General features: G+C 68.9%; 25 protein-coding genes. 15 read left to right on the forward strand and 10 right to left on the reverse strand.

Features of this window, described 5'->3' with window-relative positions; translation table 11 throughout:
- Positions 1–302: 302 nt before the first annotated feature.
- From C8J24_RS04195 to C8J24_RS04210, 4 genes are all read right to left on the reverse strand, one after another.
- A complete protein-coding gene (locus C8J24_RS04195) occupies positions 303–887 on the reverse strand; it encodes an SCO family protein (RefSeq protein WP_167396692.1) in 585 nt (194 codons plus the stop codon).
- Positions 888–949: 62 nt separating this feature from the next.
- The gene (locus C8J24_RS04200; RefSeq protein WP_167396693.1) at positions 950–2011 is read right to left on the reverse strand and encodes a multicopper oxidase domain-containing protein; all 1062 of its coding nucleotides are present in this window, start codon (positions 2009–2011) and stop codon (positions 950–952) included.
- Between the two features lie 26 nt (positions 2012–2037).
- Positions 2038–3234 (reverse strand): cupredoxin domain-containing protein, encoded by a 1197-nt coding sequence (locus C8J24_RS04205; protein WP_107930509.1) that lies wholly within the window; start codon positions 3232–3234, stop codon positions 2038–2040.
- 157 nt (positions 3235–3391) lie between these two features.
- Positions 3392–4048 (reverse strand): LuxR C-terminal-related transcriptional regulator, encoded by a 657-nt coding sequence (locus C8J24_RS04210; protein WP_107930512.1) that lies wholly within the window; start codon positions 4046–4048, stop codon positions 3392–3394.
- A gap of 281 nt (positions 4049–4329) precedes the next feature.
- Here C8J24_RS04210 and C8J24_RS04215 point away from each other — a divergent pair, with 281 nt between their 5' ends.
- From C8J24_RS04215 to C8J24_RS04235, 5 genes are all read left to right on the forward strand, one after another.
- Positions 4330–5784 (forward strand): sensor histidine kinase, encoded by a 1455-nt coding sequence (locus C8J24_RS04215; RefSeq protein ID WP_146163635.1) that lies wholly within the window; start codon positions 4330–4332, stop codon positions 5782–5784.
- On the forward strand, positions 5774–6376 hold the full coding sequence (locus C8J24_RS04220) for a response regulator transcription factor (RefSeq protein ID WP_167396694.1): 603 nt from the start codon (positions 5774–5776) through the stop codon (positions 6374–6376). Before C8J24_RS04215 ends, C8J24_RS04220 begins: the two co-directional genes overlap by 11 nt.
- A gap of 68 nt (positions 6377–6444) precedes the next feature.
- Entirely contained in the window at positions 6445–6813 is a 369-nt protein-coding gene (locus C8J24_RS04225; protein ID WP_107930518.1) for a phosphonate transporter, read from the forward strand.
- Positions 6814–6822: 9 nt separating this feature from the next.
- Positions 6823–8112: a sensor domain-containing diguanylate cyclase gene (locus tag C8J24_RS04230; protein WP_107930520.1), complete on the forward strand. Its 1290-nt coding sequence runs from the start codon at positions 6823–6825 to the stop codon at positions 8110–8112.
- Positions 8109–9278 carry an AMP-binding protein gene (locus tag C8J24_RS04235; protein WP_107930522.1) on the forward strand — a complete coding sequence of 390 codons (1170 nt, stop codon included), beginning with the start codon at positions 8109–8111 and terminating at the stop codon, positions 9276–9278. Before C8J24_RS04230 ends, C8J24_RS04235 begins: the two co-directional genes overlap by 4 nt.
- A gap of 17 nt (positions 9279–9295) precedes the next feature.
- Here C8J24_RS04235 and C8J24_RS17510 read toward each other — a convergent pair whose 3' ends face one another.
- Positions 9296–9463: a hypothetical protein gene (locus tag C8J24_RS17510; RefSeq protein ID WP_156360373.1), complete on the reverse strand. Its 168-nt coding sequence runs from the start codon at positions 9461–9463 to the stop codon at positions 9296–9298.
- Between the two features lie 604 nt (positions 9464–10067).
- Between C8J24_RS17510 and C8J24_RS17275 the strand changes: the two genes are divergently transcribed.
- Positions 10068–10256 carry a hypothetical protein gene (locus C8J24_RS17275; protein WP_146163637.1) on the forward strand — a complete coding sequence of 63 codons (189 nt, stop codon included), beginning with the start codon at positions 10068–10070 and terminating at the stop codon, positions 10254–10256.
- A gap of 49 nt (positions 10257–10305) precedes the next feature.
- Complete coding sequence (locus tag C8J24_RS04240; protein WP_107930524.1) at positions 10306–11265, forward strand: alpha/beta hydrolase; 960 nt, start codon at positions 10306–10308, stop codon at positions 11263–11265.
- A 9-nt stretch (positions 11266–11274) separates the two neighbouring features.
- Here the strand turns inward: C8J24_RS04240 and C8J24_RS04245 are convergent, their stop codons facing one another.
- Both C8J24_RS04245 and C8J24_RS04250 read right to left on the reverse strand, forming a co-directional pair.
- A complete protein-coding gene (locus C8J24_RS04245) occupies positions 11275–12288 on the reverse strand; it encodes an alpha/beta fold hydrolase (RefSeq protein WP_107930526.1) in 1014 nt (337 codons plus the stop codon).
- 37 nt (positions 12289–12325) lie between these two features.
- Positions 12326–13060 carry a hypothetical protein gene (locus C8J24_RS04250; protein ID WP_167396695.1) on the reverse strand — a complete coding sequence of 245 codons (735 nt, stop codon included), beginning with the start codon at positions 13058–13060 and terminating at the stop codon, positions 12326–12328.
- 202 nt (positions 13061–13262) lie between these two features.
- Here C8J24_RS04250 and C8J24_RS04255 point away from each other — a divergent pair, with 202 nt between their 5' ends.
- The 8 genes from C8J24_RS04255 to C8J24_RS04290 all read left to right on the forward strand — a co-directional run bounded on the left by C8J24_RS04255 (position 13263) and on the right by C8J24_RS04290 (position 21862).
- Positions 13263–14621 (forward strand): alpha/beta hydrolase, encoded by a 1359-nt coding sequence (locus C8J24_RS04255; protein WP_208620908.1) that lies wholly within the window; start codon positions 13263–13265, stop codon positions 14619–14621.
- Entirely contained in the window at positions 14618–16156 is a 1539-nt protein-coding gene (locus C8J24_RS04260; RefSeq protein ID WP_107931442.1) for a GMC family oxidoreductase, read from the forward strand. Before C8J24_RS04255 ends, C8J24_RS04260 begins: the two co-directional genes overlap by 4 nt.
- Before the next feature lie 10 nt (positions 16157–16166).
- Positions 16167–16970 (forward strand): SDR family NAD(P)-dependent oxidoreductase, encoded by an 804-nt coding sequence (locus tag C8J24_RS04265; RefSeq protein ID WP_056407126.1) that lies wholly within the window; start codon positions 16167–16169, stop codon positions 16968–16970.
- Positions 16967–17479 (forward strand): peptide-methionine (S)-S-oxide reductase, encoded by a 513-nt coding sequence (locus C8J24_RS04270; protein WP_107930530.1) that lies wholly within the window; start codon positions 16967–16969, stop codon positions 17477–17479. The genes C8J24_RS04265 and C8J24_RS04270 overlap by 4 nt, the downstream gene beginning before the upstream one ends.
- The gene (locus C8J24_RS04275) at positions 17476–17973 is read left to right on the forward strand and encodes a metallophosphoesterase family protein (protein ID WP_107930532.1); all 498 of its coding nucleotides are present in this window, start codon (positions 17476–17478) and stop codon (positions 17971–17973) included. Before C8J24_RS04270 ends, C8J24_RS04275 begins: the two co-directional genes overlap by 4 nt.
- 30 nt (positions 17974–18003) lie before the next feature.
- Positions 18004–18324, forward strand: coding sequence for an HNH endonuclease (locus C8J24_RS04280; RefSeq protein ID WP_107930535.1), 321 nt, complete (start codon positions 18004–18006; stop codon positions 18322–18324).
- A gap of 151 nt (positions 18325–18475) precedes the next feature.
- Positions 18476–21346, forward strand: a complete 2871-nt coding sequence (locus C8J24_RS04285) for a TonB-dependent receptor domain-containing protein (protein ID WP_277352396.1) — start codon at positions 18476–18478, stop codon at positions 21344–21346.
- A gap of 150 nt (positions 21347–21496) precedes the next feature.
- On the forward strand, positions 21497–21862 hold the full coding sequence (locus tag C8J24_RS04290) for a DUF4440 domain-containing protein (protein ID WP_107930537.1): 366 nt from the start codon (positions 21497–21499) through the stop codon (positions 21860–21862).
- A gap of 38 nt (positions 21863–21900) precedes the next feature.
- Here the strand turns inward: C8J24_RS04290 and C8J24_RS04295 are convergent, their stop codons facing one another.
- From C8J24_RS04295 to C8J24_RS04305, 3 genes are read right to left on the reverse strand one after another with little or no spacing between them, the layout of a single operon-like run.
- Entirely contained in the window at positions 21901–24123 is a 2223-nt protein-coding gene (locus tag C8J24_RS04295) for a molybdopterin cofactor-binding domain-containing protein (protein WP_107930539.1), read from the reverse strand.
- Complete coding sequence (locus C8J24_RS04300) at positions 24120–24611, reverse strand: (2Fe-2S)-binding protein (protein WP_037532907.1); 492 nt, start codon at positions 24609–24611, stop codon at positions 24120–24122. Before C8J24_RS04300 ends, C8J24_RS04295 begins: the two co-directional genes overlap by 4 nt.
- Positions 24608–25897, reverse strand: a complete 1290-nt coding sequence (locus C8J24_RS04305) for a cytochrome c (RefSeq protein ID WP_244180401.1) — start codon at positions 25895–25897, stop codon at positions 24608–24610. The genes C8J24_RS04300 and C8J24_RS04305 overlap by 4 nt, the downstream gene beginning before the upstream one ends.
- Positions 25898–26025: the final 128 nt, after the last annotated feature.

Consider the following 26025-nt stretch of genomic DNA (forward strand, 5'->3'; position numbering starts at 1 on the left):
AAGACCGGCACACGTCGTGACGCCAACCTTCCATTCTTCGTTCGGCGGGATAAGGCCCATGAAGGACCTACGCCGGCCCCTGGCAGCCTAGGCCCTGTCCTAGGCCGAACGGCCGGGTTCGCGGCCGCTCCGCCTGGCGATGGATCCGAACACGCTTCGAATCCCGGTCTGTGCGCGGTCGAGCAAGGCCATGCGCGGCGCTACCCCGCCGCCAGTGAGGGGGGGCTCGTTCCGGCGGCGGGGTCCCGATCCGGCGAGCGGGTCAGCCGGTCGAGACGATACTGGACACAAAAGCCGCCGGGTCAGCCCCGGCGGCGTGCCAGATGACGGATCATGTCCTCGAGCGCGACCGACGGCTGGTCGTGCATCGCATAGCCCGCGACACGCGTGTCGGGCGCGAGGACATAGATGAGCGAGGAATGGTTGATGCTGTGCCCCATCTCGCCGGGCCTTGGCGGGATGTGCTCGCGCGCGACGTTGAACGCCTGCGTCGCGGCGTTCAGCTGCGCGCGCGTGCCGGTCGCGACCACCAGCCGCCCGTCGAACTTCTTGGCCAGCGCGCGCATCGCGGCAATGCGGTCGAGCTCGCCATGACCATGATGCGGCGGCGCCTGCAGCGCCATCGCCGCCGCCGCGCCCGGCCGGCGGAATCGCACGACGCCGAGCGGCGGTACGTCGATGTCGACGAACAGCGCACGCGCCGCGATCCCCGACTGGCGCAGCCGTTCCGCCGTCTGCACCATCCGCGGAATGGCCATCGGGCAGCTCGCGCGGCAGCGGCTGTAACCGAAGAACAGCAGCGTCCAGCGATCGCGAAAGTCCGAAGGCCCGATCGGGCGGCCTGCGACATCGGAAAAGTCGAACGCCCCGCCCAGTTGCATGGGCATTGCCGCATGCGTCGCATGGCCGGGACGAGCGGACGGGGGGGCGGATCGGGTCGGGGGTGTGGTCATGATACGACAATCTGCGTCTTGGCCACGCCGCGGCCATTGTCCTGGACGCGGCGGGTGATCCAGTGGAGATATTCGATCGTTGCGTTGATCGCGCCGCGCTGAGTCGCGGTGATCAGGAAATCGAGCCGAGCGGCGCTGGTCAGCTCGATCGGCGTGCCTGCGGGAAAGACGATCGGCGCATTCCAGCTCTCCTTGCCCAGCCGGTGCCCGTCGCACGACACGCAGGTCACCGGCACCTGGAACGTCACCCGAAGGATCGAGTAGCTCGCGTTGAGCAGCCGGATGAGGATGGTCTCGCCGACCCGCGCCTTGGCCGCGACCCGCTGATCGGTCATCGTCTTGGTCGGGAACACACCGTTGATCAGGAAATATTTGGGCTCGAACCGGTTCAACCCGACATTCTCCCCGCACATGCCCGCATCATGGTTGTTGCTCAGCACATTGTGCCAGCGCGCATCCATGTCGTCGCACACCCAGAGCCGCTCGACCTGGTAGCGCTGGTACGGCGCATTCTGCATCGGCGTCGAATAGAGATAGCCGGGCCCCTCCGGCGGGTCGACGATCAGCCCGCCGAACATCCCCATCTCGAAATGCAGCGGGGTGTTGCGGTGGCAGTGATAGAAGAAGGTGCCGGGGCTCGACGCTTTCCACTGATAGGTGAACTGGTTCGCCACCTCGAACGACACATGGCCGACGCCGTCATGCATCGTCGTCGGCTCGATCCCGTGATGATGGATCGTGTGCGCATGCTTGGCGGTGAGCAAAGTGACATGCACGATCTGTCCCTCCCGCACGCGCATCAGCGGCGAGGGATAGGGTGATTTGATGCCGCTCGCCGGATCCTCGAACGCCCAGTAGCGCAGCCGTACCCCGTCGGGCGCGACCAGATTGCCGCTGGTCGTCACCTGCCGGACGAAGCTGATGTCGGGCGTCAGCCGGTCGGGCGTCGGCAGGCTCGCCTTGAAGACGTTGCAGCCGAACGTCTGGAAATTGGTGACGCCCTGTGCCGCGGTCTTGGTCCAGTCGATCCCCGACGGACTGATACTTTCATCGCCCATGGTCATTCCCCATCGTCTCGACCGGATCAGAAGGCGTAGATCGGGCTGGTCATCGTCCAGTGCGTGACCAGTCCCTGCGGATAATTGCCCCCGCCCGCGGTCTGCGACATCTCGGTGTGGCAGTGCATCACGTATTTCAGCGGGAACGGCTCCTCCCTCGGCGGCCAGACCGGCACGTCGGGCGGCCGCTCGAACGGCAGGATCATGTCCTTGCGGTCCATCGGCCGCATGATCCACACGTCGCGTTCGTAGACGTTGGTCTCGCAATAGGGGACGCCGCTCGCGTCCGCCTCGGTACATTCGAACAGGTGATTGCCGTGGATGTGCGCCGAATGCGTGCACAGCCCGGCATTCATCACCCGGAGCAAGGTCGGCTGGCCCTGCTTCCCGACCGGCTCGATCGCCTGCGCGGCCGCCCGGTCGACGCTGGCCGTGGTGTCGTGGACCGCGGTATCGAACCCGCTCAGGCCGTTGATGTGGAAATGATCGGGCAGGAACGCATCGATCAGCGCCTGGCCCGATATCCGGTACCCCGCCGCCACGCGCGCGTTGATCGCCGAATCGGTCTGCGAGAACAGCCACAGCTTGTCGCGGGCCGGATCCCCCGCCTTCCACCGCTCGCCGGGAAAGCGCGGGTGCCGCCCGAACGCATCGAACACTGCGGCGATCTGCGGCGTGTGCATCGCGCGACTGAACGGCGTGGCCGAGCCCGCGACCGTCGTGCCCAGCGCAGGGTCGACGATGAAGGCGCCGTGCAGCCCGAGGATGCGGTTGAGCGGCGGCTCATACGGATCATGATAGAGATAGGAGCCGCCGACCGGCGCGACGAAATCCGGCACCTGCCGCGTCTGGCCGGGGGGAATTTCGGGCACCGTCGCCTGCGGGATGCCGGTGATCGCAAAGCCGTGCGGGACGAGGTCGTTGTTCGTGACGCTGATCGAGACGGGTTCGCCCTCGCGGTACCGCAACACCGGCTGCGGCTGGCCGCTCTCGTGGAAATAGAACACCATGTAGACGATCTTGCCGTCGATCATCTCCTTCTCGACCGGTTCGATGACCAGCCGGAGCGACTGCGCAAGATCGGACGACCCCGACAGCGACATCGGCGTCGGCGCCGGGCTGCTGAGCGGCGTGTCGGTCGGCGTGATCATCTGCTGCGCCGTCGCGGCGAGCGCCACCGTCGTTGCGCCGGCCCCAATCTTCAGAAAGTCCCGGCGCTCCATCGACTATCCCCATGACGTTCGCGCAGCGCAATATCTGCCCGATTTCCCGGTATTTAGGTGCCAGACGCTGCTGCAGGATCAAGTAGGCCGCTCGGTCTAAGACCATGGACGATGCAGGGCCCGGGCGGGTCGCCGCGCGGCATGGCTGCAGGCCGGGTCAATAGGCCTGCGCATGCACCGACGCCACCGCACCGGTCCGGTTGTGTACCCCGAGCGCCTTGAACAGCCCCGACAGATGCACCTTGATCGTCCCCTCGGCGAGGTTGAGCGCATGCGCGATCTCCTTGTTCGACGCGCCCCCGACGAGCAGTTGCAGCACCTGTTGCTGCCGCCGGGTGAGCGCGCCTGCGGGCCGTGCCGACTCCGGTTCGGGCATCGACAGGTCGCCGACCATGTCGGGCAGGTAGATGTGACCCGCGGCGACCATCCGCACCGCCTTGGCGATCTCGTCCATCGGCATGGATTCGAGGATATAGGCGTGCGCACCCGCGCTGATCAGCGACAGGATCTTCATCCGCTCGCGCGTCTGCCCGACGACGACGATCCGAAGGTGCGGGTAAGACAGGCGCAGCCGGCGCATCATCCCGTGACCCTGGCCGTTCAGAACATCGGTATTGATGACGGCGAGCTTGGTGCAGTGCGCCCTCAGGAGATGCGCCTGGACGCTGCTCCAGTTCGATGTCGTCAGAACCGTATCGGCTAGATGCTGCTGGCTGAGAATGCTCGATATGGCGTAGCGGAATATTTCGGCATTGCTTGCGACAATAGCGTTGGATCTATCCAATTCATCATTGCGAATGATCTGCTCATTCATGACGCCCCTCCATTGGAAGTTTTTGTAATATTACGCGATAATCTTACCAAAGCTGCCTAGACCATTGGCCGAGGCTGCGACCACGCCGGGTCTTAGGCAAGTCCGTACGGATACGGACCCCAGACAGTCTGTTCAGGCTTGGCACACCATGACCGTCACACCGGCTTTGCTTCAATTTGAGACGGTTGCACTGCACGAAGACCCCGGCCGGTGTCTGGAAACCCCTGTGCGGAAAGCGTAGCATTTTGGTTCTTTCCGGCGGATTCGAATTTGGAGCGATCGTGCAGCGGCTATGGGCCATCGTCGACCAGCAGGAGACCGCGTCCGACTGGCGCTGGAACCTGCTGCAGGGCGTGGGGTTCGGCAGCGCCGCGCTGGTTGCCACGGCGGTCGGTCGCCACCTGTTCGGGATCGACCTGCCCTTCACCTTCGCGCTGGCGGCGATCGCGATCGGCGCCGTCCTCGGGGGTGCGCTGACCGCGAGCGTGGGCGCCGCGACGACGATCCCCACCGCACTGGTGTTCAGCGCGCACCATCCGCTCGTGACGCCGCTGAACACGCTGGTCGTGACCGGTTTTGCGATCATCCTCGCGCTGTTCGGTGGTCGCATGACGCTGCTGCGCCAGCGCGCCGGCCTCGCGCAGGGCCGGTCGCACCAGCGCGAACTCTGTCTCCACTCAATCTTCAACACCACCCCCGCAGCGATGCTCATCGTCGACGCGGCGGGCGACGTGCTCGCGATCAACCGGAGCGCGCGCGGCATCCTGGGGATTGCCGACCCCGATACCGGACGCCTGCGGCTCGCGGACCTGCTCCCCGGCCTGCCCGAGCTGTCCGGCGACACCCCGACCGCGCACGCGCTGTGCCGCGCCGATGGCACGCGTCTCGCGCTCTCGCTGTCGAGCGGCCCGCTGCCGTTCGCCGCGACCGGGCTGCGCACGCTCCATCTCCGTGACGAGACCGAACAGGTCGCCGCCGCCGAACGGCTCGCGCTGTTGCAGGCGGAGCTCCACCAGCTCGCACGCGCCACGGCGCTCGGCCAGCTCGGCTCGGCGATCGCGCATGAACTGAACCAGCCACTGGCGACCGCCGCGAATTTCGCCACCGTCGCGCAGGCGGCGCTGGCGCGCGGCCGCGACGTAGGCGAGGTCGGCGCGGCGCTCGACGGCGCGGTCCAGGAGATCTTCCGTGCGGCCGCCGTGCTCAAAAGGCTGCGCCGGTTCGTCGAGCGCGGCCCGCTGCAGGCGCAATGGGTCGATGCGCGCGACATCCTCGCGGAGGGGGCGACGCTCGGCATGCTCGCGGTCCGTCAGGCCGGAGCGGAGCTGAAGGTCAGTATCGCGCCCGATCTCGCCCAATTGTGGATCGATGCGATCCAGATCCAGCAGGTCCTGCTCAACCTGATCGCCAATGCGGCCGATGCGGTGTCCGACACGGCGGTCCGCGTGATCGATCTGCGCGCCGTCTCGGGACCGGATGGGCAGTGCACGATCACCGTCTCGGACACCGGCCCCGGCATCGTGCCCGGCCAGGAACAGGCGATCTTCGCCCCATTCCGGACCAGCAAGCCCCATGGCCTCGGCGTCGGGCTCGCCATCTGCCGCGCGATCGTCGACGCGCATGAGGGGACGATCACCGCCGCGACGAACAGCAACGGCGGCGCGACCTTCCGCGTCACGTTGCCGCAACGTCCTGGTATCGGGTCCGGTGGAGAAATGGTCGCCCATGCCGCGTGACCGGCCGATCTACATCATCGATGACGAGCCCCAGATGTGCCGCTCGCTCGAAATGCTCCTCGCGCTGGAGGGTTTTGAGACCCAGTCCTTCCCCAGCGTCGAGGCGTTCATCCGCGACCTTCCGCGTCTTCCGCCCGGGATCATCCTCAGCGACGTCGCGCTGGGCGGCCTCAGCGGTCTCGAGCTGTTGCAGACCCTCCCATCGCTCGACCGGTCGGACCCGGTGATCCTCGTCACCGGTCACGCGGATATCCCGATGGCGGTAGCGGCGATGAAATCGGGCGCCGCCGACCTGCTCGAAAAGCCGTTCGAGGCGCAGCGGCTGCTCGGCGCGGTGGCGGCGGTCCGCGACCGGATCCTGCAGTCGACCCTGCTCGAGCAGCGCCTCGCCTCGCTCTCGCACCGCGAACGCCAGGTCCTGCGCCAGATCGTCGAGGGGCTGACCGCGAAACAGATCGCGACCCGGCTGGATATCAGCCCGCGCACGGTCGAAACCTACCGCGAGCATCTGATGCGCAAGACGGGCGCGACCAGCCTGGCGCAGCTCGTCCGGTTCGCTGTCGAGGCGCGCGTCACGTGCGTGCCGTTGTAAGAAACAGGTGATCTTAGGCTATGCTTAACCCCGCCGCCCCATAGCGCAGTCGCAGGGAGACCGTGGCTATGGTACTGGAACAATACAGTTTTGATAATGTCGCGCTGCCCGAGCTCGACACGATGCGCGTCGAGGACCACGACACCCTGCCGTTCGGGGTGGTCGGGTTTAATGCCGACACGCTCGTCCAGGTCTATAACGCGACCGAGGCGCGGATGTCGGGCCTGGATCCCGCGACCGTGATGGGCGTGCCGTTCTTTGATGCGGTGGCGCAGTGCATGAACAATTTCATGGTCGCGCAGCGGTTCGAGGACGAGCCCGAGATCGACGACATCGTCCCCTATGTCCTGACGCTGCGGATGCGCCCGACCAGGGTCCGGCTGCGTCTGCTCGCGGCACCCGGCATTGCGCGCCGCTATATCCTCATCGAACGCTAAGCCGCTTCGATGAGCGATAGGTCGAGCGAGGAAGAGCTTCTCGAGTTTCTGTACGCCTGCCCCGTCGGCCTGATCGAGTGCGACAGCAGCGGCGCGATCGCGATGATGAACCCGCACGCGATGCAGCATCTCCTGCCGCTCGCCGGGCCGCGCGATCCCGGCAATCTCTTCGCCGCGCTTGAACATCATGCGCCCGAATTGCGCAGCATCGTCGCGGCCTATGCGCCGGCGACGGGACGGATCTGCGACGGCCACCGGATCTTCGTCGATCTCGCCGCGCGACGGCGCACCACCACACCCAAGGTGCTGGCCTGCACCCTGGTCAAGCTCGGCCCCGATCGGCTGATGGCCACGCTGTCCGATATCAGCGAGCAGGTCGCCCAGGAAGCGCGGCTGCGCCAGGCGGATACCTGGTTTGCGACCCTGCTCGACAGCGTCAGCCATTATGCCGCGCTGACGATCACGCCCAGCGGCGAGATTCAGTCCGCCGACGCCTGCTTCGCCCGCCAGACCGGACACGCCGCCGTCGACGTCATCGGACGCCACCTCGCCGAGATTGGCGGGAGCGAGCCGAGCGGCGGCGATCTTCGCCTGGACGAGCAGCTGCTGATCGCCGCACGCGAGGGCTGGCATCTCCAGGAGGGATGGCAGCAGCGCGCGGATGGCGAGCGCTACTGGTGTCAGCGGCTCGTCGTCGCGCGATCCGAACGGGGCGAGCCGCGCGCCTCCGGCTTTTCCGTCATCCTGCGCGACGTGCCGCGGCGTGGCGAGGCGGCGGAAGACATGCGCCGGCTGTTGAACCATGATCACCTGACGGGCGCCGCCAACCGACGGCATTTCGGCGAGGTGCTGAAACGCGAACAGCGGCACTGGCGCGAGCTGCGGCAATCGCTGTCGCTGATCGTTCTCGACCTCGATCATTTCAAGGCGGTCAACGACACGCATGGCCACCCGGTCGGCGACACGCTGCTCCGCCGCGTTACCGATGTCTGTACCGCGCTGCTCCCGCCCTGCGGGATATTCGCACGGCTCGGGGGCGAGGAGTTCGGCGTCCTGCTGCCGCGCTATGACGAGGATCAGGCGGCGGCGCTCGCCGAAGCGATGCGCGCGGCGATCGCCGGCATCGCGGTCGACACGCCGCGCGGTGGGTTGCACGTCACCGCCAGCCTGGGCTGCGCCACGCTGAACGAAACCGACGGTTCGATCGATGCGCTGCTCGCGCTGGCGGATGATCGCCTCTACGCCGCCAAGCATGCCGGACGGAACCGGGTCCGCTCGCGCGAGACCGCGACCGCGTGACCCGGCCCGGGCTGTCGCGCGCCGCGGTGCACCGCATCGCCTGCGCGGTCGTCGCGACCGAGATGGCGCGGCTGCGCGATCCGGCCCCGCCCGCCGCGACACGCGGCGACTGGCCCGAAGCCACACCGATCGGCGACGAGGGCCTCGGGCTCGATTCGATGGAGCAGCTCGGCGCGCTGGGCGCACTCGCCGAGGCGTTCGACCTCGATGACGATACGCTCGGCGAGGGTCCGCCGCAGACGGTCGGCGCCTGGACCGACTGGATCCTGCGTGCGCACGCCGCAGGGTCCGGCCGGATCGCGGTGCGGACGTCCGGCTCGACCGGCAGCCCGCGCCTGTGCGTCCACGCCGTCCCCGACCTGCTTGAAGAAGCGGCCTTCTTCGCGACACGGTTCGCCGACCGGCGGCGGGTCGTCGCACTGGTCCCCGCCGATCACCTCTACGGGCTGGTCTGGACCGCGCTGCTGCCCGACGCGCTGGGCGTTCCCGTCGTCGTGCGGACGGTCGGTACACCGCTGTCGCTGGAAGCGGGCGACCTCGTCGTCGCGGTGCCCGATCAGTGGCGCGCGCTGTCGCGGATGATGCGCCACTGGCCGGGGGATGTCATCGGCATCAGTTCCGCCGGGCCGCTCGACGACGCCATCGCTGCCGTGCTGCTCGCGGCGGGGCTTGCCGGGCTGGTCGATATCTACGGCGCCTCCGAAACCGGCGGTATCGCCATCCGCACGCTGCCCGCGCTCGACTACGACCTGCTGCCCCGCTGGCAGCTCTCGGCGTCTGACGCACATGACTGGCGGCTCGTCGACCGCGACGGCGGACACCACGATCTGCCCGACCATGTCGCGCGTCTCGGCGAGCGCGTCATTCGCCCGGTCGGCCGGCGCGACGGGGCGGTCCAAGTCGCCGGGCACAATGTCTGGCCAGGGCGCGTCGCCGGCGTGCTGCGGACGGTGGAGGGTGTCGCGGACGTCGCGGTGCGGCTGCACGGCAATGGCCGGTTGAAGGCGTTCGTCGTGCCGCACCCCGGTCAGGACCCCGCCCGGCTGTCCGCGCGGATCGAGCAGTTGGCGGCGAACCGGCTCACCGATCCCGAGCGTCCGAAGGCCTATCGCTTCGGCACGGCGGTGCCGCGCACGGCCATGGGAAAGCTCGAAGACTGGGGCTGATGCCGCCCCGCCGGCGTCTAGCGCCCAGTCAGCGCATAGCCGCGGGTCTTCTCGCCGAGCGCGGCGTAGATCGCGGCCTGATCGAGGAGCAGGTGACGCTGTTCGTCGGTCTCCGCAGCCGCGGCCGCGGCCAGCGCGTCGATCGTCAGCCGCTCATAGTCGGGGGTCGGGTCTTGGTCTGGCATGGGCCTGCCGTTCATTCCTCTTCACGATGTCCCGTGACGATAAATGGCCTGCCTCCGGCCGCAACCTGCTTAAAACGCTGCTTAACCGGCCAGAGAGGTTGCGCACCTCCGGGCGCCGTCGCACGGCTGCGGATACTATTCCGGCATCGCCATCGCGGATTCCCGCCGTCACGGTCGCCGTCACGGCCGGGTAATCTGAGTTAAGATTCTGACCCATATAGACGCGTGACAACAAACCCATCCTGCCACATCGCGCGCAGCACTGGATCGCGAATCTCGTCATAGGGGCAAAGCGCGAGATGGGCGACCGGATCGCTCGCGGCGATACGGCCGTCATTTCTGGCTTTCAAACAGTCTCTTGCGAAATCCGGCATCCTGCGGCCCCACTGCTGTCGTCGCGTCGTCCGACCCATGCTCAGATTCTTACAAAAGGGGCAATGGCTTGTCCCAAACCGACACAGCGCCCCACGCCGCACGGAGACACGGTTCGCCACGCCGCGAGCCGCACGGTCCGCACTGTCTCTACAGAAGCGACGATCGCGGCCGACGCTCTACGCAAGTACAGCCGGACCAGCGAGACTCACCCGGCGGCCGGATGCGGCAGATGAACCAGCAACGCCTGCCATCGCTCACAATGATGTTCGCCAAAATTCTGAGCCTGCACGCCCTTCGACATTGCCGCACCGCAGCAAAGTCTGTGCGCATTGCAGCGGTGATTTATCACGCCTACCTTTCACCTTCCCCACAACCGCCGATCGCAAGGAAAAACCGTCCGGCCACCATTGTGTGGTGATAGCGCTATCGATATCATCCCGAAAACAGGCAAAAACGGGAGAGCGGATATGCGCATCGGATGTCGCGGCAACGAAGTCGTTCGAGGGGCAAGACATCGTCTTGCATGGCTGGTCGGCCTGACGATCGCAGTCGCCCCGCCCGCGCTGGCGCAGTCCTCCGACACCATGGCGTCGATCGCCATCCCCGCGCAGCCCGGCGCAATCGACCTCGGCACCGGGAAACTCCCCGGGGCGACCGCCCCCGAAGCCTGGCACAGTCAATATGGCAGCGTGTTCGCGCGCAACGTCACGGTCGCGACGCTGACCCCGGTCCTGCCCGACCCCGCCAAGGCCAACGGCACCGCGGTGATCGTCGCACCGGGCGGCGGGTTCCGCACGCTGTCGATGGAGAATGAGGGCTGGGACGTGGCACGCGCGCTCGCCGCGCGGGGCGTCGCGGCGTTCGTGCTCAAATACCGGCTGAACCAGACGCCGGCGGATCTCGAAACCTTCGCACGTCCCACCCCCGCGGGTGCCCCCCCGGGCGCAATGCCGCCACGCCGGGATCCCGCGGCGATGATGGCGGGCCTCGCGCCGCAGATCGCCGATGCGCGCGCGGCGTTCGCGCTCGTCCGCAAGCGGGCGGGCGAATGGCATGTCGATCCGGCCCGCATCGGCATGATCGGCTTTTCGGCGGGCGCGATGCTGACGATGGCGACGACACTGGCAGGTCAGGACGCGAAGCCCGCATTCATCGGCAACATCTACGGCCCGCTCGGCGCGATGACGGTGCCCGCCGACGCGCCGCCGATGTTCGTCGCGCTGGCGGCGGACGATCCGCTGTTCGGCAATGCCGGCTACGGGCTGATCGACAGCTGGCGCACCGCCAAACGCCCGGTCGAGTTTCACCTGTTCGAACAGGGCGGGCACGGCTTCGGCATGTATCCCAAGACCACCACGAGCACCGGCTGGTTCGACGAATTCGCGCGCTGGATGGCGATGCACGGCTGGATCAAGCCGGCGCAGTAACCGCGCGCCTCACGACGCGATCGCCGCCTCCAGCGTCTGCAGAAACCGCGCCGGCGCCTCGACCTGCGGCGCATGACCCAGCCCCTCGAGGCGGATCAGCCGCGCGTCGGGGATGCGTCGTGCCGCGGTCACCGCCGCCTGCGGCACGGTCTGCACCTGCGCCCGCCGGTCGGGTGCGGCGCGGTTCGCCCGGAACGCGGTGAGATCGCGGTCGCCGATGATCAGCCGCACGGGCATCGCCAGCCGCGACAGCTCGGCCGCGACCGGCTGGGTCTGGATCATGTCGGACAGCCGCGCCTGCGCATCGCGCACCACATCGCCGTCGGGACCGGCATATTGCCCCGCCAGCATCGCTACCCAGCGATCATAGGCCGGGCGCCATTCCCCGTGATAATAATTGCGCAGCTGATACGCCTTGATCGACGCGGCATCGGTCTTCGCCTCCTCGGCGCGCAGCGCGCCGAGATCAGTATAGGGCACGCCCTGCGCCAGCGTGTCGTTCAGCCCGAGCGGATTGACGAGCACGAGCCGCGACACGCGCTCGGGGTGGAGCAGCGCGAACCGCGTCGCGAGAATTCCGCCGGTCGAATGGCCGACCAGAACGACCCTGCCCGCCCCGGCCCGGTCGAGCAGCCCGCGGGTCAGTTCTGCCATCGCGTTGAAGCTGTATTGATAGCCCTTGGGCTTGGACGATTTGCAGAAGCCGACCTGATCGGGCGCGATCACGCGGTAGCCCGCACCCGCCAGCCCGCGCGCGGTCTCGTCCCAGGTCGCGGCACAGAAATTCTTGCCGTGCAGCAGCACGACTGTCGTGCCGTTTGCGCGCGCGGTCGGTGCGAGGTCGAGATACGCCATCCGCACCGCCTGCCCCTGCGACGATCCGTCATACCAGCGCAGCGACGCGGGATAGGCAAAACGCTCGAGATTGGCGCCGAGCGGCACGGTCTGGGCAAGGCCCGGCGTGGCGGAGGCGGTGAACGCAGCGATGGCGGCGATCGCGGCGGGGATTTTGAAACGGATCATCCGCCTCTAACGACCGGCTGCGGCGAGGTGTCCCGCGTTACGGAGCTCCACCCTCCCCGTCATATTTGAGTTCGAGATACCGCCCCTGGATCGCGATCTCGTCGAGGCTGCTCCGCCCGAGGCACTCGCCGGCGCGCGCGAGCTCGGCATCGATCAGGCGCAGACCGTTGATCAGATGATCGTCGGGCGTCCGGCCATCCGCCTGCATTTCGCGCCGCGCCGAAATGCCGACCATCCGCCAGCTGTCGACCAGCGCGGGCAGCTCGACCGCGACCAGCTTGCGGATCGACGCCGCGGCCGGGCTGCGCGGATCGAGCTGGGCGAGGCGCGGCGCCAGCGCCTCGAACCGGCTGCCCAGGGCATCGGCGAGCCGCAGCGCGGGCAGCGGCATCCCGCGGCGTTGCGCGGCGAGCCAGATCCCCGCCTGCTCGGCGAGGCCGGGCAGCCCGGTTTCCACCAGCGCCTCGCGTCCCGGCGCGCGCGGATCGGCCTGCGCGACGATCACGATCACCAGCAGCAGCATCAGCGCTGCGGCGACGGCAAGCGCCAGCATCGCCGGCAGGACCGCGGCGAGCGCCGCGCCGCCGAGCAGCGACACGATCGCCGCCAGGACCAGCCGGACCATCAGCCGCTTCTGCCGACGCGCCCGCGCCTCGCGCTCGCGCCGCGCCTGCTCGCGGCCTTCGGGCGACAGCCGCCGGAGCAGCTCTTCGGCCTGGGTGAGCCCGACATCGGCAAACCCTGCCGCGACGCTGCGGGCACGGTCGATCATCGGGGCGCGCTGACCGCTATTGTCGTCCATCGCGCGAGGATGCCGGTCTTTGCGCGCCCGGTCCAGGCCCGCGCGGCGCGACAGACGCACCCAAAGTGGTCGCAGATCGCCACCAAATTGATCTATGTCAATTACGACGGCCGGTGCGATGGAACGGTTCCGCGCCTGCATCGTCCGGTAGGGGTCAGTTTCGCGAGGCCCCATGACCCCACCCACCTTGTTGTTTTTACACGCCCTCGGCGCCAGCGCGCGCGAGTGGCGGCAGGTCGCCGATCACCTGTCCGACCATGATTGCGTCGCGCTCGACCTGCCGGGGTTCGGCGACGCGGCCGATGCGGGGCATGCCGATGTCGGGACGATGACCGACTGGCTGGCGCAGGAAATCCGCGCCCGCGACCTCACCGCCTGCGTGCTCGTCGGGCACAGCATGGGGGGCAAGATCGCAACGCTCGTCGCCGCGCGCGCCGCCGCGGGCGAGCCTGGTCTTGCGAACATCCTCGGTGTCGTGCTCGTCGCCGCCTCGCCCCCCTCGCCCGAACCGATGGACGAAACGCGCCGGGCGGAGATGATCGCGTGGTTCGCCGATGGCCAGGCCTCGCGCGACGACGCGGAAACCTTCGTCGATGCCAACAGCGCCGAGACGCTCCCGGAGGCCCTGCGCGACCAGGCGATCGACGACGTGCGGCGCTCGAACCGCGCGGCCTGGCTCGGCTGGCTCGAACGCGGCAGCCGCGAGGACGGGGCCGCAGCGGTCGGACAGCTCGCGCTCCCCGCGCTGATCATTGCCGGGACCGAGGACGGCGATCTCGGCGAGGATGCGCAACGCCGGCTCAACCTGCCGCATTATGCCAATGCCCGGATGCGCGTCGTCCAGGGTGCCGCGCACCTCATCCCCTATGAACAGCCCCGCGCGCTCGCCGCGCTGATCCGCGAGCATGCGGCACTGGCGACAACGGCTGCGCTGCCCGAAGATTTCGCCCGGCTGCTCGACTCCGATCGCGTCAGCAGCGGGACGCGCGCCGCGATGCTCGACCGGATCTACCCGATGCCCGTCGGTACCGCGTTATGGGACGACGCCGACCACGCGACCGTCGCGGCGCTGGTGGCCCGGATCCTCCCCGATTGCGGCGCCGACCGTGCGCTGGCGGGTCGCATCCTCGCCTCGGTCGCGCAGGGTGTCGGCGACGGCTGGCGCTTCGCCGAGCTGCCGGACGACCGCGCGGCGTGGTCGCGCGGGCTCGCGACGCTCGATACGGCGACCGGCGGTTTCGTCGCGCTGGCCGATCCCGACCAGGACGGCTGGCTCGATCGCATCGCCGGCGGCACGGTCGGCATCGAGGAGGACGCGTCCCGCCTGTCGCCCGTGCAGATGCGGCTCTGGTTCGAGGATGTCCGCGCCGAGACGGTCCGCATCTGGATGGCGCAGCCCGCGACGATGGCCGCGATCGGCTATGACGGCTTTGCGGTCGGCGGCGATGGTCCCCGCAAGCAGGGCTATACCCGCACCGGCGCCGACGATCCCGAAGCGTGGCAGCGCCCGTCGCAGGAGCGCGGGGCGTGACGACGAGGCAGCATGGAGCGAATGACGTCGTCGATGCGGTCGTGATCGGCACCGGCGCGGGCGGTGCGCCGCTCACCGCCCGGCTCGCCCAGGCGGGCCTGTCGGTGGTCGCGCTCGAGGCGGGCCGCGCCTTCCGCCCCGACGAGCATGTCGCCGACGAGGTCGCGGCCGACATCTACTGGATGGAGGAACGGCTGAGCGGCGGATCGACGCCGACCGCGTTCGGGTCGAACAATTCGGGCATGGGCGTCGGCGGCTCGACGCTGCACTGGGGCGCCTTCTGCCCGCGTCCCGATCCCCGCGACCTGCGGCTCAGGACGCTGACCGGCGAAGGCGCCGACTGGCCGATCGATTCAGCCGAGCTGACCCGGTACATCGCGGAGGTCGAGGCGTTTACCGGCGTTTCGGGCCCGGCCGACTATCCGTGGGACGCCACCCGCCGCTACGCCTATCCCCCGGTCGCGCGCAACGCCGCTGCCGATGCGATGGCGCGGGGCTGCGCGGCGCTCGGCATCACCGCGACCGACGCCCCCGCCGCGCTGGTCTCGCGCGATCGCGACCAGCCGCACTGGGGACAGCGCCAGGCCTGCGTCAATTGCGGTGCCTGTCACCAGGGCTGCCGCAACGCCGCCAAGACGAGCATGGACACGACCTATCTGCCCCTCGCGGTCGCGCATGGGGCCGAGATCCGCGCCGGCGCCCGCGTGGTCGCGTTCGACTATGACGGCCGCGGCCGGATCAGCGCGGTCGTGTACAGCCAGAACGGGCAGGAGCATCGCCAGCTTTGCGCCGCGGTCTTTCTGTGCGCCGGCGGGGTCGAGACGCCGCGGCTGCTGCTCAACCTCGGCATCGCCAATTCGAGCGGTCAGGTCGGGCGCAACTTCATGGCGCATGTCGCAACCCAGATCTGGGGCCGGTTCGACGCCGAGATGCGGATGAACCGCGGCTATCCCTCGTCGCTGATCAGCGAGGACATGATGCGACCCGGCGATGCCGGCTGCGCGGGCGGCTATCTGATCCAGAGCCTCGGCGTGCTCCCCGTCAACCTCGCCACCGGGCTCGCCCGCGGTGCCGGCCTATGGGGCGAACGACTCCAGACGCTACTGCGCGGCTATAACCGGATGGCCGGGATCGGCATCAACGGCGAATGCCTGCCGCATGCCGACAACCGGCTGACGCTCGCCGACGAGGTCGACGCCTTTGGCCACCGCAAGGCGCGGATCGACTTCAGCTATCACGCCAACGAACAGGCGATCGATCGCCACGCGCGGCGTACGCTCAGCGACATCTGGGCGGCGGCGGGCGCGCAGGACATCTGCGCGGTCGATCGCTCGGCGCATACGATCGGCACCTGCCGCATGGGGCATGACGGCGACACCGCGGTGGTTGATTCCGACGGCCGCAGCTTCGACATTGCGAACCTGCGGATCTGCGACAATTCCATCTTTCCCAGCGCATTGGCGGCCAATCCCGCGCTGACGATCATGGCGCTGTCGCTGCGCACCGCCGACCGTTTTCTCGCATCCGACGATTGAGGAGTTTCACATGAATCTGGGTATCAAGGGGCGCATCGCGCTGATCAGCGGCGCGGATTCCGGCATGGGCAAGGAAACCGCGCGACTGCTCCTCGAGGCCGGCGTGCGCGTCGCGATCACCGACCAGCCGGGCGGCACGCTCGACGCGGCGCTCGCCGAACTGTCGCCGCTCGGCGAGGTGGTCGCGGTGACCGGCGACGTCACCAACCTCGACGATGTCCGCGCGATCTGGGCGGAGGTACGCGAGCGGCTCGGCGATCCGGACATCTATGTCAACGCCGCGGGCGTGACGGGCGCGACCGGCGACTTTCTCGATGTCGACGATGCGGGCTGGGAGCAGACGCTCGACATCAACCTCATGGGCGCGGTGCGCATGTGCCGCGAGGCGATTCCGGCGATGCGCAAGGGCGGCTGGGGCCGGATCGTGCTGTTCGCCTCCGAAGACGCGGTGCAGCCCTATGTCGACGAACTCGCCTATTGCGCGTCGAAGGCGGGGATCCTCGCGCTCGCGAAAGGGCTGTCCAAGGCCTATGGCGGCGACAATGTCCTCGTGAACACCGTCTCGCCCGCATTCATCGCGACGCCGATGACCGACAAGATGATGCGCAAGCGTGCCGAGGAGCGCGGCGAAAGCTTCGACGCGGCGATCGACAGCTTCCTCGAGGAGGAACGCCCGGGGATGGTGCTCAAGCGCCGCGGCAAGGCCGAGGAGGTCGCCGCCGCCGTCGCCTTCCTCTGCTCGGAGCGGGCGAGCTTCATCAACGGTGCAGGGATACGCGTCGATTCCGGCTCGGTGTTCACGATCGCCGGATGACGGAACAGCGCGTGCACCGGATCGGGTTCGGCGGCGGGTGCCACTGGTGCACCGAGGGCGTCTTTCAGGCGCTCCGCGGCGTGCAGGCGGTCGAGCAGGGTTTCCTCCAGTCCGAGGCCCCGTCGGACGCCTGGGCGGAGGGTGTGATCGTGACGTTCGATCCCGCCGCCATCAGCCTGGCGACACTGGCCGAGGTCCATCTTCGCACGCATTCGGCGAAATCCGGCTATTCCCCCGCCGGACGCTACCGCAGCGCCATCTATGTGTTCGAGCAGAGCCAGCGCCCCGACGCCGAAGCCGCGATCGCCCGGTTCGCAGCCGAGAGCGCTGAGCCGGCCCGCACGCTGGTCCTGCCGTGCACCGGCTTCCGGCCCTCGGACGCGCGCTTCCAGAATTACTACCGGACCGATCCCGACCGGCCCTTCTGCCGCCGCTACATCGATCCCAAGCTCGCCTATATCCGCACCCATTTCGCCGCCGTCGCCCTGCCCGCGGCGCCGCGCGCGTGAGCGTCTTCTTCACCGCCGACACGCATTTCGGTGACCACCGCACGATCAACATCGTGCGCCGGCCGTTCGCCGACACCGCCGCGATGGACGCCGCGCTGATCGACCGGTGGAACGCGGTCGTCGGGCCGCAGGACGTGGTGTGGCACCTTGGCGACGTCGCCCGTCGCCCCGCGGACGTGGCCGGGCTGCTCGCGCGACTGCACGGGACCAAGCACCTGCTGCGCGGCAACAACGATCCCGATGCGACGCTGGCGGCACCGGGCTGGACCAGCGTTGCCGACTATGCGGAAATCACGCTCGACGACCGGCGGCTCGTCCTGTGTCACTACCCGTTCCGCAGCTGGAACGGCCAGCACCGCGGCGCGATCAACCTCCATGGGCACAGCCACGGCCGGCTGAAGCCGATGCTCCGCCAGTTCGACGTCGGCGTCGATGTCGACGGTCACGACTATGCGCCGGTCGGGCTCGAGAGCCTGCTCGCGCCCCGGCGATAGGTCAGAAGAATGGGCGGGCGCGTGAAACGGATGGCCGGACTGGCCGAGGCGGCGGCAAGGACCGCGCAGGCATCGGACGACCCGCCCTGCGCCCTATGCGGCCGCCCGCTCGGCCACCGTGTCGAGCGCCATCACGTCGTCCCCAAAAGCGAGGGCGGTACGCTGACCGTGCCGGTGCACCCGATCTGCCACCGCACCATCCATGCCTTCGTCGCCAACCGCGACCTCGCCACCAGTTACACGACGATGGACCAGCTCCGCGCGCGCGAGGATATCGCCCGCTATCTGCGCTGGATCGTCGACAAGCCCCCCGACTTCCGCGCCCCCACGCGCAAGCGCAGCGCCCTCTGAACGGACCTTGGTGGTGTATCCCGCAAGCAACACCCGTTTCGCAATTTACCATTGCTGATCGTAACGGAGCAGCAACATATGGTCATAAAAACCATTTTCGTCGTAACCATGGTGCACCGCCGTAAAACGGGGTGTCACAAGGGGGACAGAAATGCGTTGGACGAAATGGATGATGCGCTCGTCGCGGATGGCGATGGGCGCGGGCCTGCTGATCGCGGCCAATGGCGCCGCGGCGCAACTGGCGACCGATCCCCAGACGCCCACCGCCCCCGCGGCGACCGAGGCCCCCACCGAAGACATCATCGTCACCGGATCGCGCATCCGCCGCGACCCGCTCGATCAGCCATCGCCCGTCATCACCGTCGATGAGAACGCGATCGCGCGCACCGGCCTGTCGTCCGTCGCGGACATCCTGCAGCGCCTGCCCGCCTCGTCGGGCGGCCTCAATTCGAAGTTCAACAGCTCGGGCAATTTCGGCAACCCGCCCGATGGCGGCGGCGTCGGTGCCGGCTCCGCGGTGCTCGACCTGCGCTATCTCGGCCCCAAGCGGACGCTCGTGCTCGTCGACGGACTGCGCTTCGTCAACGGCGCGTCGGCCAGCGGCATCCCGGCGACGGTCGATCTCAACTCGATCCCGTCCTCGATGATCGAACGGATCGAGGTGCTGCAATCGGGCGCCTCGACGCAATACGGGTCCGACGCGATCGCCGGCGTCGTCAACATCATCACCAAGCAGAACCAGAAGGGGTTCAAGGGATCGGCGCAATATGGCCAGTATCTCGGCGACAATGACGGCAAGACGCAGGATTACCAGCTGAGCTACGGCTTTGGCAGCCAGGGCGTGCACGTCGTCGCGGGCGGCTATTACACCAAGCAGGAATCTGTCAGCGCCGCCGATCGCGACATCTCGCAATTCCCCAATCCGGGCCAGACCAGCTGCGCCGAACCCATCGGCGGCTGCTCCAGCTTCACGCCCTTCGGCCGGTTCCTGGTGAACGGGCAGAACATCACGCTGCGTGGCCCCGTCGCCAGCGGCCGCCCGGTCTATGACCCGACGCTCGCGACCGGCGACTTCAAGGCGTTCACCGCCGCCGATCGGTTCAACTTCGCCCCGCTCAACTATTTCCTGACGCCGGTCGAGCGGTTCGGCGGCTTCGTCAACACGCGCGCCGAGTTTTCGGAGGCGCTCAACCTGCGCGTGAAGGCGGTCTATAACCGCCGCAATTCGCAGAACCAGGCGGCGTTCCTCCCACTCGGCATCGGTCCCGACGTCGGCAACGGCAACATGCTCGACACGCTCTCGGTCGATGCCACCAACCCGTTCAACCCGTTCGGCGTGACGCTCGTCCCCGGGCAGAACTACACCGCGATCTTCCGCCGCCTCGTTGAGGCGGGGCAGCGCACCTACAGCCAGCAGGTCGACACCATGTCGCTGACCGGCACGCTGGACGGCAAGTTCCAGATGTTCGGGCACAACTGGTATTGGGATGCGAGCGCGGTCATCGGCTATAACGATGCCAAGCAGCTGTTCACCGGCAACATCAACGCCGCGCGCCTCGCCCGCGCGATCGGCCCGATCAGCCAGTGCACCGGCGAATGCGTGCCGTTCAACTTCTTCGGCGGGGTCGGCTCGATCACCCCGGCGATGCTCGGCTATATCGGCTTCGACGAACGCGACCGCAGCCGGCAGAAGCTGAACGACTATACCGCCAACGTCTCCGGCGAGCTGTTCGACCTGCCCGGCGGGCCGGTCGGCATCGCGATCGGCTATGAGCATCGCTATCAGTTCGGCAGCTTCACGCCCGACCCGATCATCCAGGCGGGTCTCGGCGCGGACATCCCGGCACAGGCGGCCAGCGGCAAGTTCAACGTCGACGAGGTCTATGGCGAAATCCGCCTGCCGCTGCTGCGCGACATTCCCGGCATCGCCTCGCTCGAACTGAACGGCGCGGTCCGCCATTCGAACTATTCGACCTTCGGGGGCAATACGACGCTCAGCGGCGGCGCGCTGTGGAAACCCGTCAGCGACCTGCTGCTGCGCGGCCAATATGCCGAATCGCTGCGCGCACCGTCGATCGGCGAACTGTTCGGCGCGCAGTCGCGGTTCGACGCCTCGATCGACGATCCCTGCACCAGCGCCGCGGGCGGGCTGTTCCAGTCCAACCCGACCGTTCGAGCGAACTGCGTCGCCAACGGCGTCCCCGCCAGCGGCAGCTACGCCGAACCCTCGGGCCAGTTGCCGGTGCTCACCGGCGGCAACAGCGAGCTGCGCCCTGAAACCGCCCGGACGCTGCTGTTCGGCGGCGTCTACAGCCCCAGCTGGGCCCGCGGCGGCACGCTCTCGGCGCTCAGCCTCGAGGTCAATTATTACGACATCAAGGTCGACGACTCGATCGCGTCGATCCCGGCCCAGGTGCTGCTCAGCCGCTGCGCCCAGACTGGCGACGCGCTCAGCTGCGCAGCGGTGCGGCGTGCCCCCAGCGGCATCGTCACCGCGATCAACGGCCTGCTGCTCAACACCGGCGGCATCCGCACCAAGGGCATCGACGCGACGCTGACGGTCCGCTCGGGTGAAACGGGCGCCGGGCGCTTCGGCCTCTACGTCTCGGGCAACTATCTGCTCAAGTACAGCGAGCGCACGCCCGCGACCGACGGCTTCGTCACGACCGACTATGTCGGCACCGAACGCGGCTCGCCCGATCAGACCTATCCGCACTTCAAGGGACTGGGCACGATCGACTGGTCGGTGGGGCCGGTCACCGCCAGCATCACCGGACGCTATATCGACAATGTCGACGAGATCGCTGCGGAGAACGCCCTGAAGAGCCGCCTGTACGGCGACGTCCAGCTCCAGTTCCGGCCGGCCTGGCTCGATTCGAAACTCGCGCTGACCTTCGGCGTGAACAACGTCTTCGACAAGGATCCCCCCGCCTGCTTCAGCTGCAGCCTGAACAACTTCGACCCGACGACCTATGACATCCCGGGCCGGTTCGGCTATCTGCGGCTCTCCTACGGGCTGTAGGACAAGGGCTGCCGACCGGCGCGTCGGTCGGCAGCCCCCCCGGCGTCGGAAACATAGGATGCTCCGATCGCCAAAAGACCCTCGTCTCACCGATTGTGAGGAACGAAGTAGGCCGTCCCCGCGCTCGACCCCGACAGAAGGAGACGAGCAATGGACGACACCAGGGTCTGGGCATTTGAAGAAAGCCTGTGGACGGGCGACGCGGACCAGTATCACACGCTGATCGACGACGAATGCGTGATGGTGCTCCCCGAGCAGCCCTTCGTGATGACCGGCGCGCAGGCGATCGAGGCGGTCGCGGATACGCCGCGCTGGTCTGAAGTCACGTTCAGCGAACAGCAGATCATGCGCCCGCAGGAAGGCCTGATCGCGATCGCCTACAAGGCCGAGGCGAGCCGCGAGGGCGCAACCGGCTATACCGCCTATTGCACCACCACGATGCGCCGGCTCGAGCATGAGGAATGGCGCGTGGTCCAGCACCAGCAGACGCTCGCCCCGGTCGCCGGCGGCGCCTGAGCCGACCGATACGGCGGTCGTCCCACGACCGCCGGTGATCAGGAGTGCGCGGCCAGCCCCCCCGCCAGCGGCATGCTCCTGATCCTGACCCCCGTCGCCGCCGCCAGCGCATTGGCGAGCGCGGCGGCGGTGGGCCCCTGCGCACACTCGCCCGTGCCGAGAAAGGGCGTACCCGGACGGTCGATGACCTCGACGACGACGCTGTGCGGCACGTCTGCGAACCGCAGGATCGGATAGCCGCTCCAGTCATAATCGGTCCGGCGCGCACCGTCGTGGCCCGCGGACTCATATGCGGTCCAGCTCAGCGACTGGAGCACCCCGCCCTCGACCTGGTTGCGGATGCCGTCGGGATTGACCGCCTCGCCGCTGTCGACCGCGACGACCGCGCGGTGGACGACCAGCCGCCCCTCGTCGGGGATCCGCTCGACATCGAGCGCGACCGCGCAATAGGCGCCGTGATTCTTGTAGCGCGCAAAGGCGATGCCCCGCCCGCGATTGGGCCGGGGCCGGTAGCGGCTCCACCCGAACCGCGCCGCCGCGCGCCGGATCACGTCTGCAGCGCGCGGATCGTCGAGATGCGCGAGCCGGAACGCGACCGGGTCGCGCCCCGCCGCCGCCGCCAGCTCGTCCATCGCGCTTTCGAGCGCGAAGATGTTCAGATGCGCGCCCAGCCCGCGCAGTGCCGAGACACGGACCGGCATGTCGGGCAGGAAATGGCTGACGATGCTCTGATTGGCGAAGCGATAGAGCGGGATGGCGTTGCGATCGCCGCCGCCATTGGGCTGCGGGATCGGCTTGGGCGGCGTCGGCGCGAACGGCGGCACCACCTCCACGCCCGCGAGAAGGTCGCCCGCCGCGACGGGCCGCGTGCTGTGCGTGTTGCTCCACACCTGATGCCGCCAGTCGACGATCCGCCCCGACGCATCCAGCGTCGCGTCGATCTGCGCGAGCATCGCCGGCCCGAGCGGTTCCCAGCCATGCTCCTGCTCGCGGCTCCATTGCAGCCGGACCGGAACGCCGGGCATCGCACATGCGATCAGCGCGGCATCGCCCGCGACGTCGTCCGCCCCATTATGCCCGTAACAGCCCGCCCCCTCGCGGTGGACGCAGCGGACGCGGTCGGCGGGCATCGCGACCAGCTCGGCGATCGCGGTGCGCAGCGGCTCGACGCCTTGGCTGTGCGTCCACACCGTCAATTGCCCCTCGGCCATCAGCGCCACCGCGCAGGACGGCCCGATCGCACCGTGCATCAGATAGGGCCGGTCGTACCGCGCCGACAGCCGCCGCACGCCCGGCGCCGCGGACGCGTCGCGACGCGTGTCGATCACACTGCTCTCGCGCCGCATCTCCAGCAGTCCCGCGGGCATCGGCGGCAGCGCGGGCACGCCCGCGTCGCGCGTCCATGCGCCCTGATTGGCGACGCGCAGTGCCTGTTCGAGCGGCCATTCGCGTGGACCGACGATCGCCGCGAACCGCCCGACCTCAACGACCCGCGCGACGCCCGGCTGCCGTCGCAGCGCGGCAAGATCGGGGGTCAGCCGCGTCCCCGAGGACGGCCCGCGCAGGACGCGCGCATGCACCATGTCCGGCAGCCGCATGTCCTGCACATAGCTTGGCAGGCCGGTCAGCTTGGCGGGGAGGTCGACGCGCGGCACCGGTCGTCCGATCAGCCGCCGCGCCGCCACGGGCTTGCGCGGCACGTCGGCGCGCGCGCGCACCGCCAGCGACGTCGACGCGGCAAGCTCGGCATAACTCGCACGCCGTCCCTGCCCGTCGAGCACGACGCCGTCGCGCGTGAACAGCGTCGTCGCCGCCACCCCCCAGCGCGCCGCCGCGGTCTCGGCGAGCAGCAGCCGGACACAGGCGGCGGCATTGGCGATCGCGGTCCCGCTCTGCTCGAGCGTCTGGCTGCCCGCGGTCACGCCCTCGTTCGGGGTCAGCGCGGTATCCGCGGTGATCAAATCGACCCGCCCGATCGCGACATCGAGCTCGTCCGCGGCCAGCTGCGCCATCGCGGTCTTCACGCCGGTCCCCAGTTCGACCTTGCCCGTGAACACCGTGACCCGGCCATCGGCACCGATGCGGATCCACGCGTCGAGATCAGGGAATTTGGCGAGCGTCCCCGGCAAATCGGGCGCGACCGTCGGCGGTCCGCCGCTGCCCTCGCCGCCGCCGGTCTGTGCGAGCGCGGCCGTCGGCGCGAGCGCGAAGGCGACCAGCAGCCCGCCGAGTATGTCGCGCCGCGACGCCTGTCCGCTCACGTCACCGGCTCCGCAGGCTCGACCACCCCGCCGCCACGCATCACCGCCGCGCGCCGTACCGCGCGCAGGATCCGCATATGCGTCCCGCACCGGCAGAGCGACGGCGCCATCGCGCTGCGCAACTCGGTTTCGGTCGGCGTGACGGTCTTACGCAACAGGCCCTCGGCACGCGCGATCATCCCGGGGATGCAATAGCCGCACTGCGCCGCCTGCTCGTGCAGGAACGCGCGCTGGACGTCGCCCGGCGCCGCGGCGCTGCCCAGCCCCTCGACCGTCGTGACCGTGCGCGCACCGACCGCACCGACGGGCAGCAGGCAGGCAAAGACCGGCCGGTCGTCGACCAGCACGGTGCACGCCCCGCATTGCCCCAGCCCGCACCCGAACTTGGCCGCATGCAGCCGCAAATCGTCGCGCAGGACATAGAGCAGCGGGGTGGCGGGATCGACATCGACGCGCGCGGTCGCCCCGTTGACGGTCAGGTCGATCATTCACCCTCCTTGCGCGCCGCAGCGACGTCTGTCTCGAGGTCCGGCCAAGCCGGCCCCGTCCCGTGCCGGGCCTGCAGATAGGCGACGATCTCCGCCACCTGCCGGTCGTCCAGCGCATCGGCAAAGGCGGGCATATACGGCCCGCGCGGCGCGACCGGCGGTTTCAGCCCTTTGAGGATCACCTGGATCGTATCACGCGGGTTCGCCTCGTGCAGCGGCGTGCCGAGCGGCAGCGCGGGACGACCGGCGACCATCATCGCCGCTCCCGGCTCGTGGCAGACCGCGCACGCGCCGTCATACAGCCGCGCGCCCTCGGGATGCCGCTGGCCCGCGAGCGCGCGACGATCGGGCAGCCGCGGCTCGGCCCGCGCGGCAGGCGCAGCGCGCATCTGCCACGCATAATAGGTCGCCATCGCGCGGACATCGGCCGGCTCGGCGCGCGCGAGATTATAGGTGACCGGCCCCATCGGCCCCGCGGCCGCTGCGTGCGCGGTGCTGAGCCCGGTGCGGAAATAGGCGTCGAGCCGCTCCACCGTCCAGGCACGGACCGCGGGCGAGCGTGCGTTGATCGGCGGCGCATACCAGCCGCCCGACCAGCCACCATCATAGGCCCGGTCGCCGCGCTTCTCCTGCTGCAACAGGCCGCGCGGACTGTGACAGGCGGTACAATGCGCCAGCGTCTCGCCGATATAGCGCCCCCGGTTCCACGCGGCCGACTGGCGCGGATCGGCGACGACCGGCTGCGGATCGAAGAACAGCAGTTTCCAGCCCGCCAGCAGCGGCCGGAAGCCGAGCGGCGGAATCATCCGGTTCGCGGGCGGCACCGCGCGCACCGCCGGCCGGGTCATCAGGAACGCATAGAGAGCGTCCACATCGCCGTCCGCCACACCTGCATAATGCGTATAGGGAAAGGCCGGATAGAGATGGCTGCCGTCGCGCCCGACGCCCTCGCGCATCGCCCGGCGAAACGCGGCGGGCGACCATGATCCGATCCCGGTCGCGGAGTCGGGCGTGATGTTGCTGCCGTAGATCGTCCCGAACGGCGTCTTGATCGGATAGCCGCCCACATAGGGACGCCCGCCCGCCGCCTGATGGCAGCTGACGCAATTGCCCAGTCGCGCCAGATTGGCGCCGCGCGCGACCAGCGCGGGATCGAACTGCCGGGGATCGGGGCGCGTCACGCGGGCGATGGCGGGCCGGTATGCGATTGCGGCGAACGCGATCCCGCACAGACCCAGCAGCACGACGGCGATGACGACGATGCGCCTGATCCCGGGCCGGCTCATCCTCGCCTAGCCCCTTGCGTCGCCGAGCACCGTCATACGCATCGTCTCGTCTCCCCCGTGTGACATCGGACGCACGGGCCGATCGGACGGGGATTGAACGATCCGGATGCCGACAATCTCCCCGCGCC

The organism is Sphingomonas aerolata (assembly GCF_003046295.1).
Taxonomy (GTDB): Bacteria; Pseudomonadota; Alphaproteobacteria; order Sphingomonadales; family Sphingomonadaceae; genus Sphingomonas; species Sphingomonas aerolata.

Bases quoted from the DNA above. Each gene is read 5' to 3' on its own strand.
- C8J24_RS04265 (WP_056407126.1), top strand. From the start codon at position 16,167: ATGAATCTGGGTATCAAGGGGCGCATCGCGCTGATCAGCGGCGCGGAT.
- C8J24_RS04285 (WP_277352396.1), top strand. From the start codon at position 18,476: ATGCGTTGGACGAAATGGATGATGCGCTCGTCGCGGATGGCGATGGGC.
- C8J24_RS04225 (WP_107930518.1), top strand. From the start codon at position 6,445: ATGGTACTGGAACAATACAGTTTTGATAATGTCGCGCTGCCCGAGCTC.
- C8J24_RS04305 (WP_244180401.1), bottom strand. From the start codon at position 25,897: ATGAGCCGGCCCGGGATCAGGCGCATCGTCGTCATCGCCGTCGTGCTG.
- C8J24_RS04230 (WP_107930520.1), top strand. From the start codon at position 6,823: ATGAGCGATAGGTCGAGCGAGGAAGAGCTTCTCGAGTTTCTGTACGCC.
- C8J24_RS04200 (WP_167396693.1), bottom strand. From the start codon at position 2,011: ATGGGCGATGAAAGTATCAGTCCGTCGGGGATCGACTGGACCAAGACC.
- C8J24_RS04270 (WP_107930530.1), top strand. From the start codon at position 16,967: ATGACGGAACAGCGCGTGCACCGGATCGGGTTCGGCGGCGGGTGCCAC.
- C8J24_RS04240 (WP_107930524.1), top strand. From the start codon at position 10,306: ATGCGCATCGGATGTCGCGGCAACGAAGTCGTTCGAGGGGCAAGACAT.
- C8J24_RS17275 (WP_146163637.1), top strand. From the start codon at position 10,068: ATGAACCAGCAACGCCTGCCATCGCTCACAATGATGTTCGCCAAAATT.
- C8J24_RS04300 (WP_037532907.1), bottom strand. From the start codon at position 24,611: ATGATCGACCTGACCGTCAACGGGGCGACCGCGCGCGTCGATGTCGAT.
- C8J24_RS04250 (WP_167396695.1), bottom strand. From the start codon at position 13,060: ATGATCGACCGTGCCCGCAGCGTCGCGGCAGGGTTTGCCGATGTCGGG.
- C8J24_RS04205 (WP_107930509.1), bottom strand. From the start codon at position 3,234: ATGGAGCGCCGGGACTTTCTGAAGATTGGGGCCGGCGCAACGACGGTG.
- C8J24_RS04245 (WP_107930526.1), bottom strand. From the start codon at position 12,288: ATGATCCGTTTCAAAATCCCCGCCGCGATCGCCGCCATCGCTGCGTTC.
- C8J24_RS04210 (WP_107930512.1), bottom strand. From the start codon at position 4,048: ATGAATGAGCAGATCATTCGCAATGATGAATTGGATAGATCCAACGCT.
- C8J24_RS04195 (WP_167396692.1), bottom strand. From the start codon at position 887: ATGCCCATGCAACTGGGCGGGGCGTTCGACTTTTCCGATGTCGCAGGC.
- C8J24_RS04255 (WP_208620908.1), top strand. From the start codon at position 13,263: ATGACCCCACCCACCTTGTTGTTTTTACACGCCCTCGGCGCCAGCGCG.
- C8J24_RS04220 (WP_167396694.1), top strand. From the start codon at position 5,774: ATGCCGCGTGACCGGCCGATCTACATCATCGATGACGAGCCCCAGATG.
- C8J24_RS04280 (WP_107930535.1), top strand. From the start codon at position 18,004: ATGGCCGGACTGGCCGAGGCGGCGGCAAGGACCGCGCAGGCATCGGAC.
- C8J24_RS04290 (WP_107930537.1), top strand. From the start codon at position 21,497: ATGGACGACACCAGGGTCTGGGCATTTGAAGAAAGCCTGTGGACGGGC.
- C8J24_RS17510 (WP_156360373.1), bottom strand. From the start codon at position 9,463: ATGCCAGACCAAGACCCGACCCCCGACTATGAGCGGCTGACGATCGAC.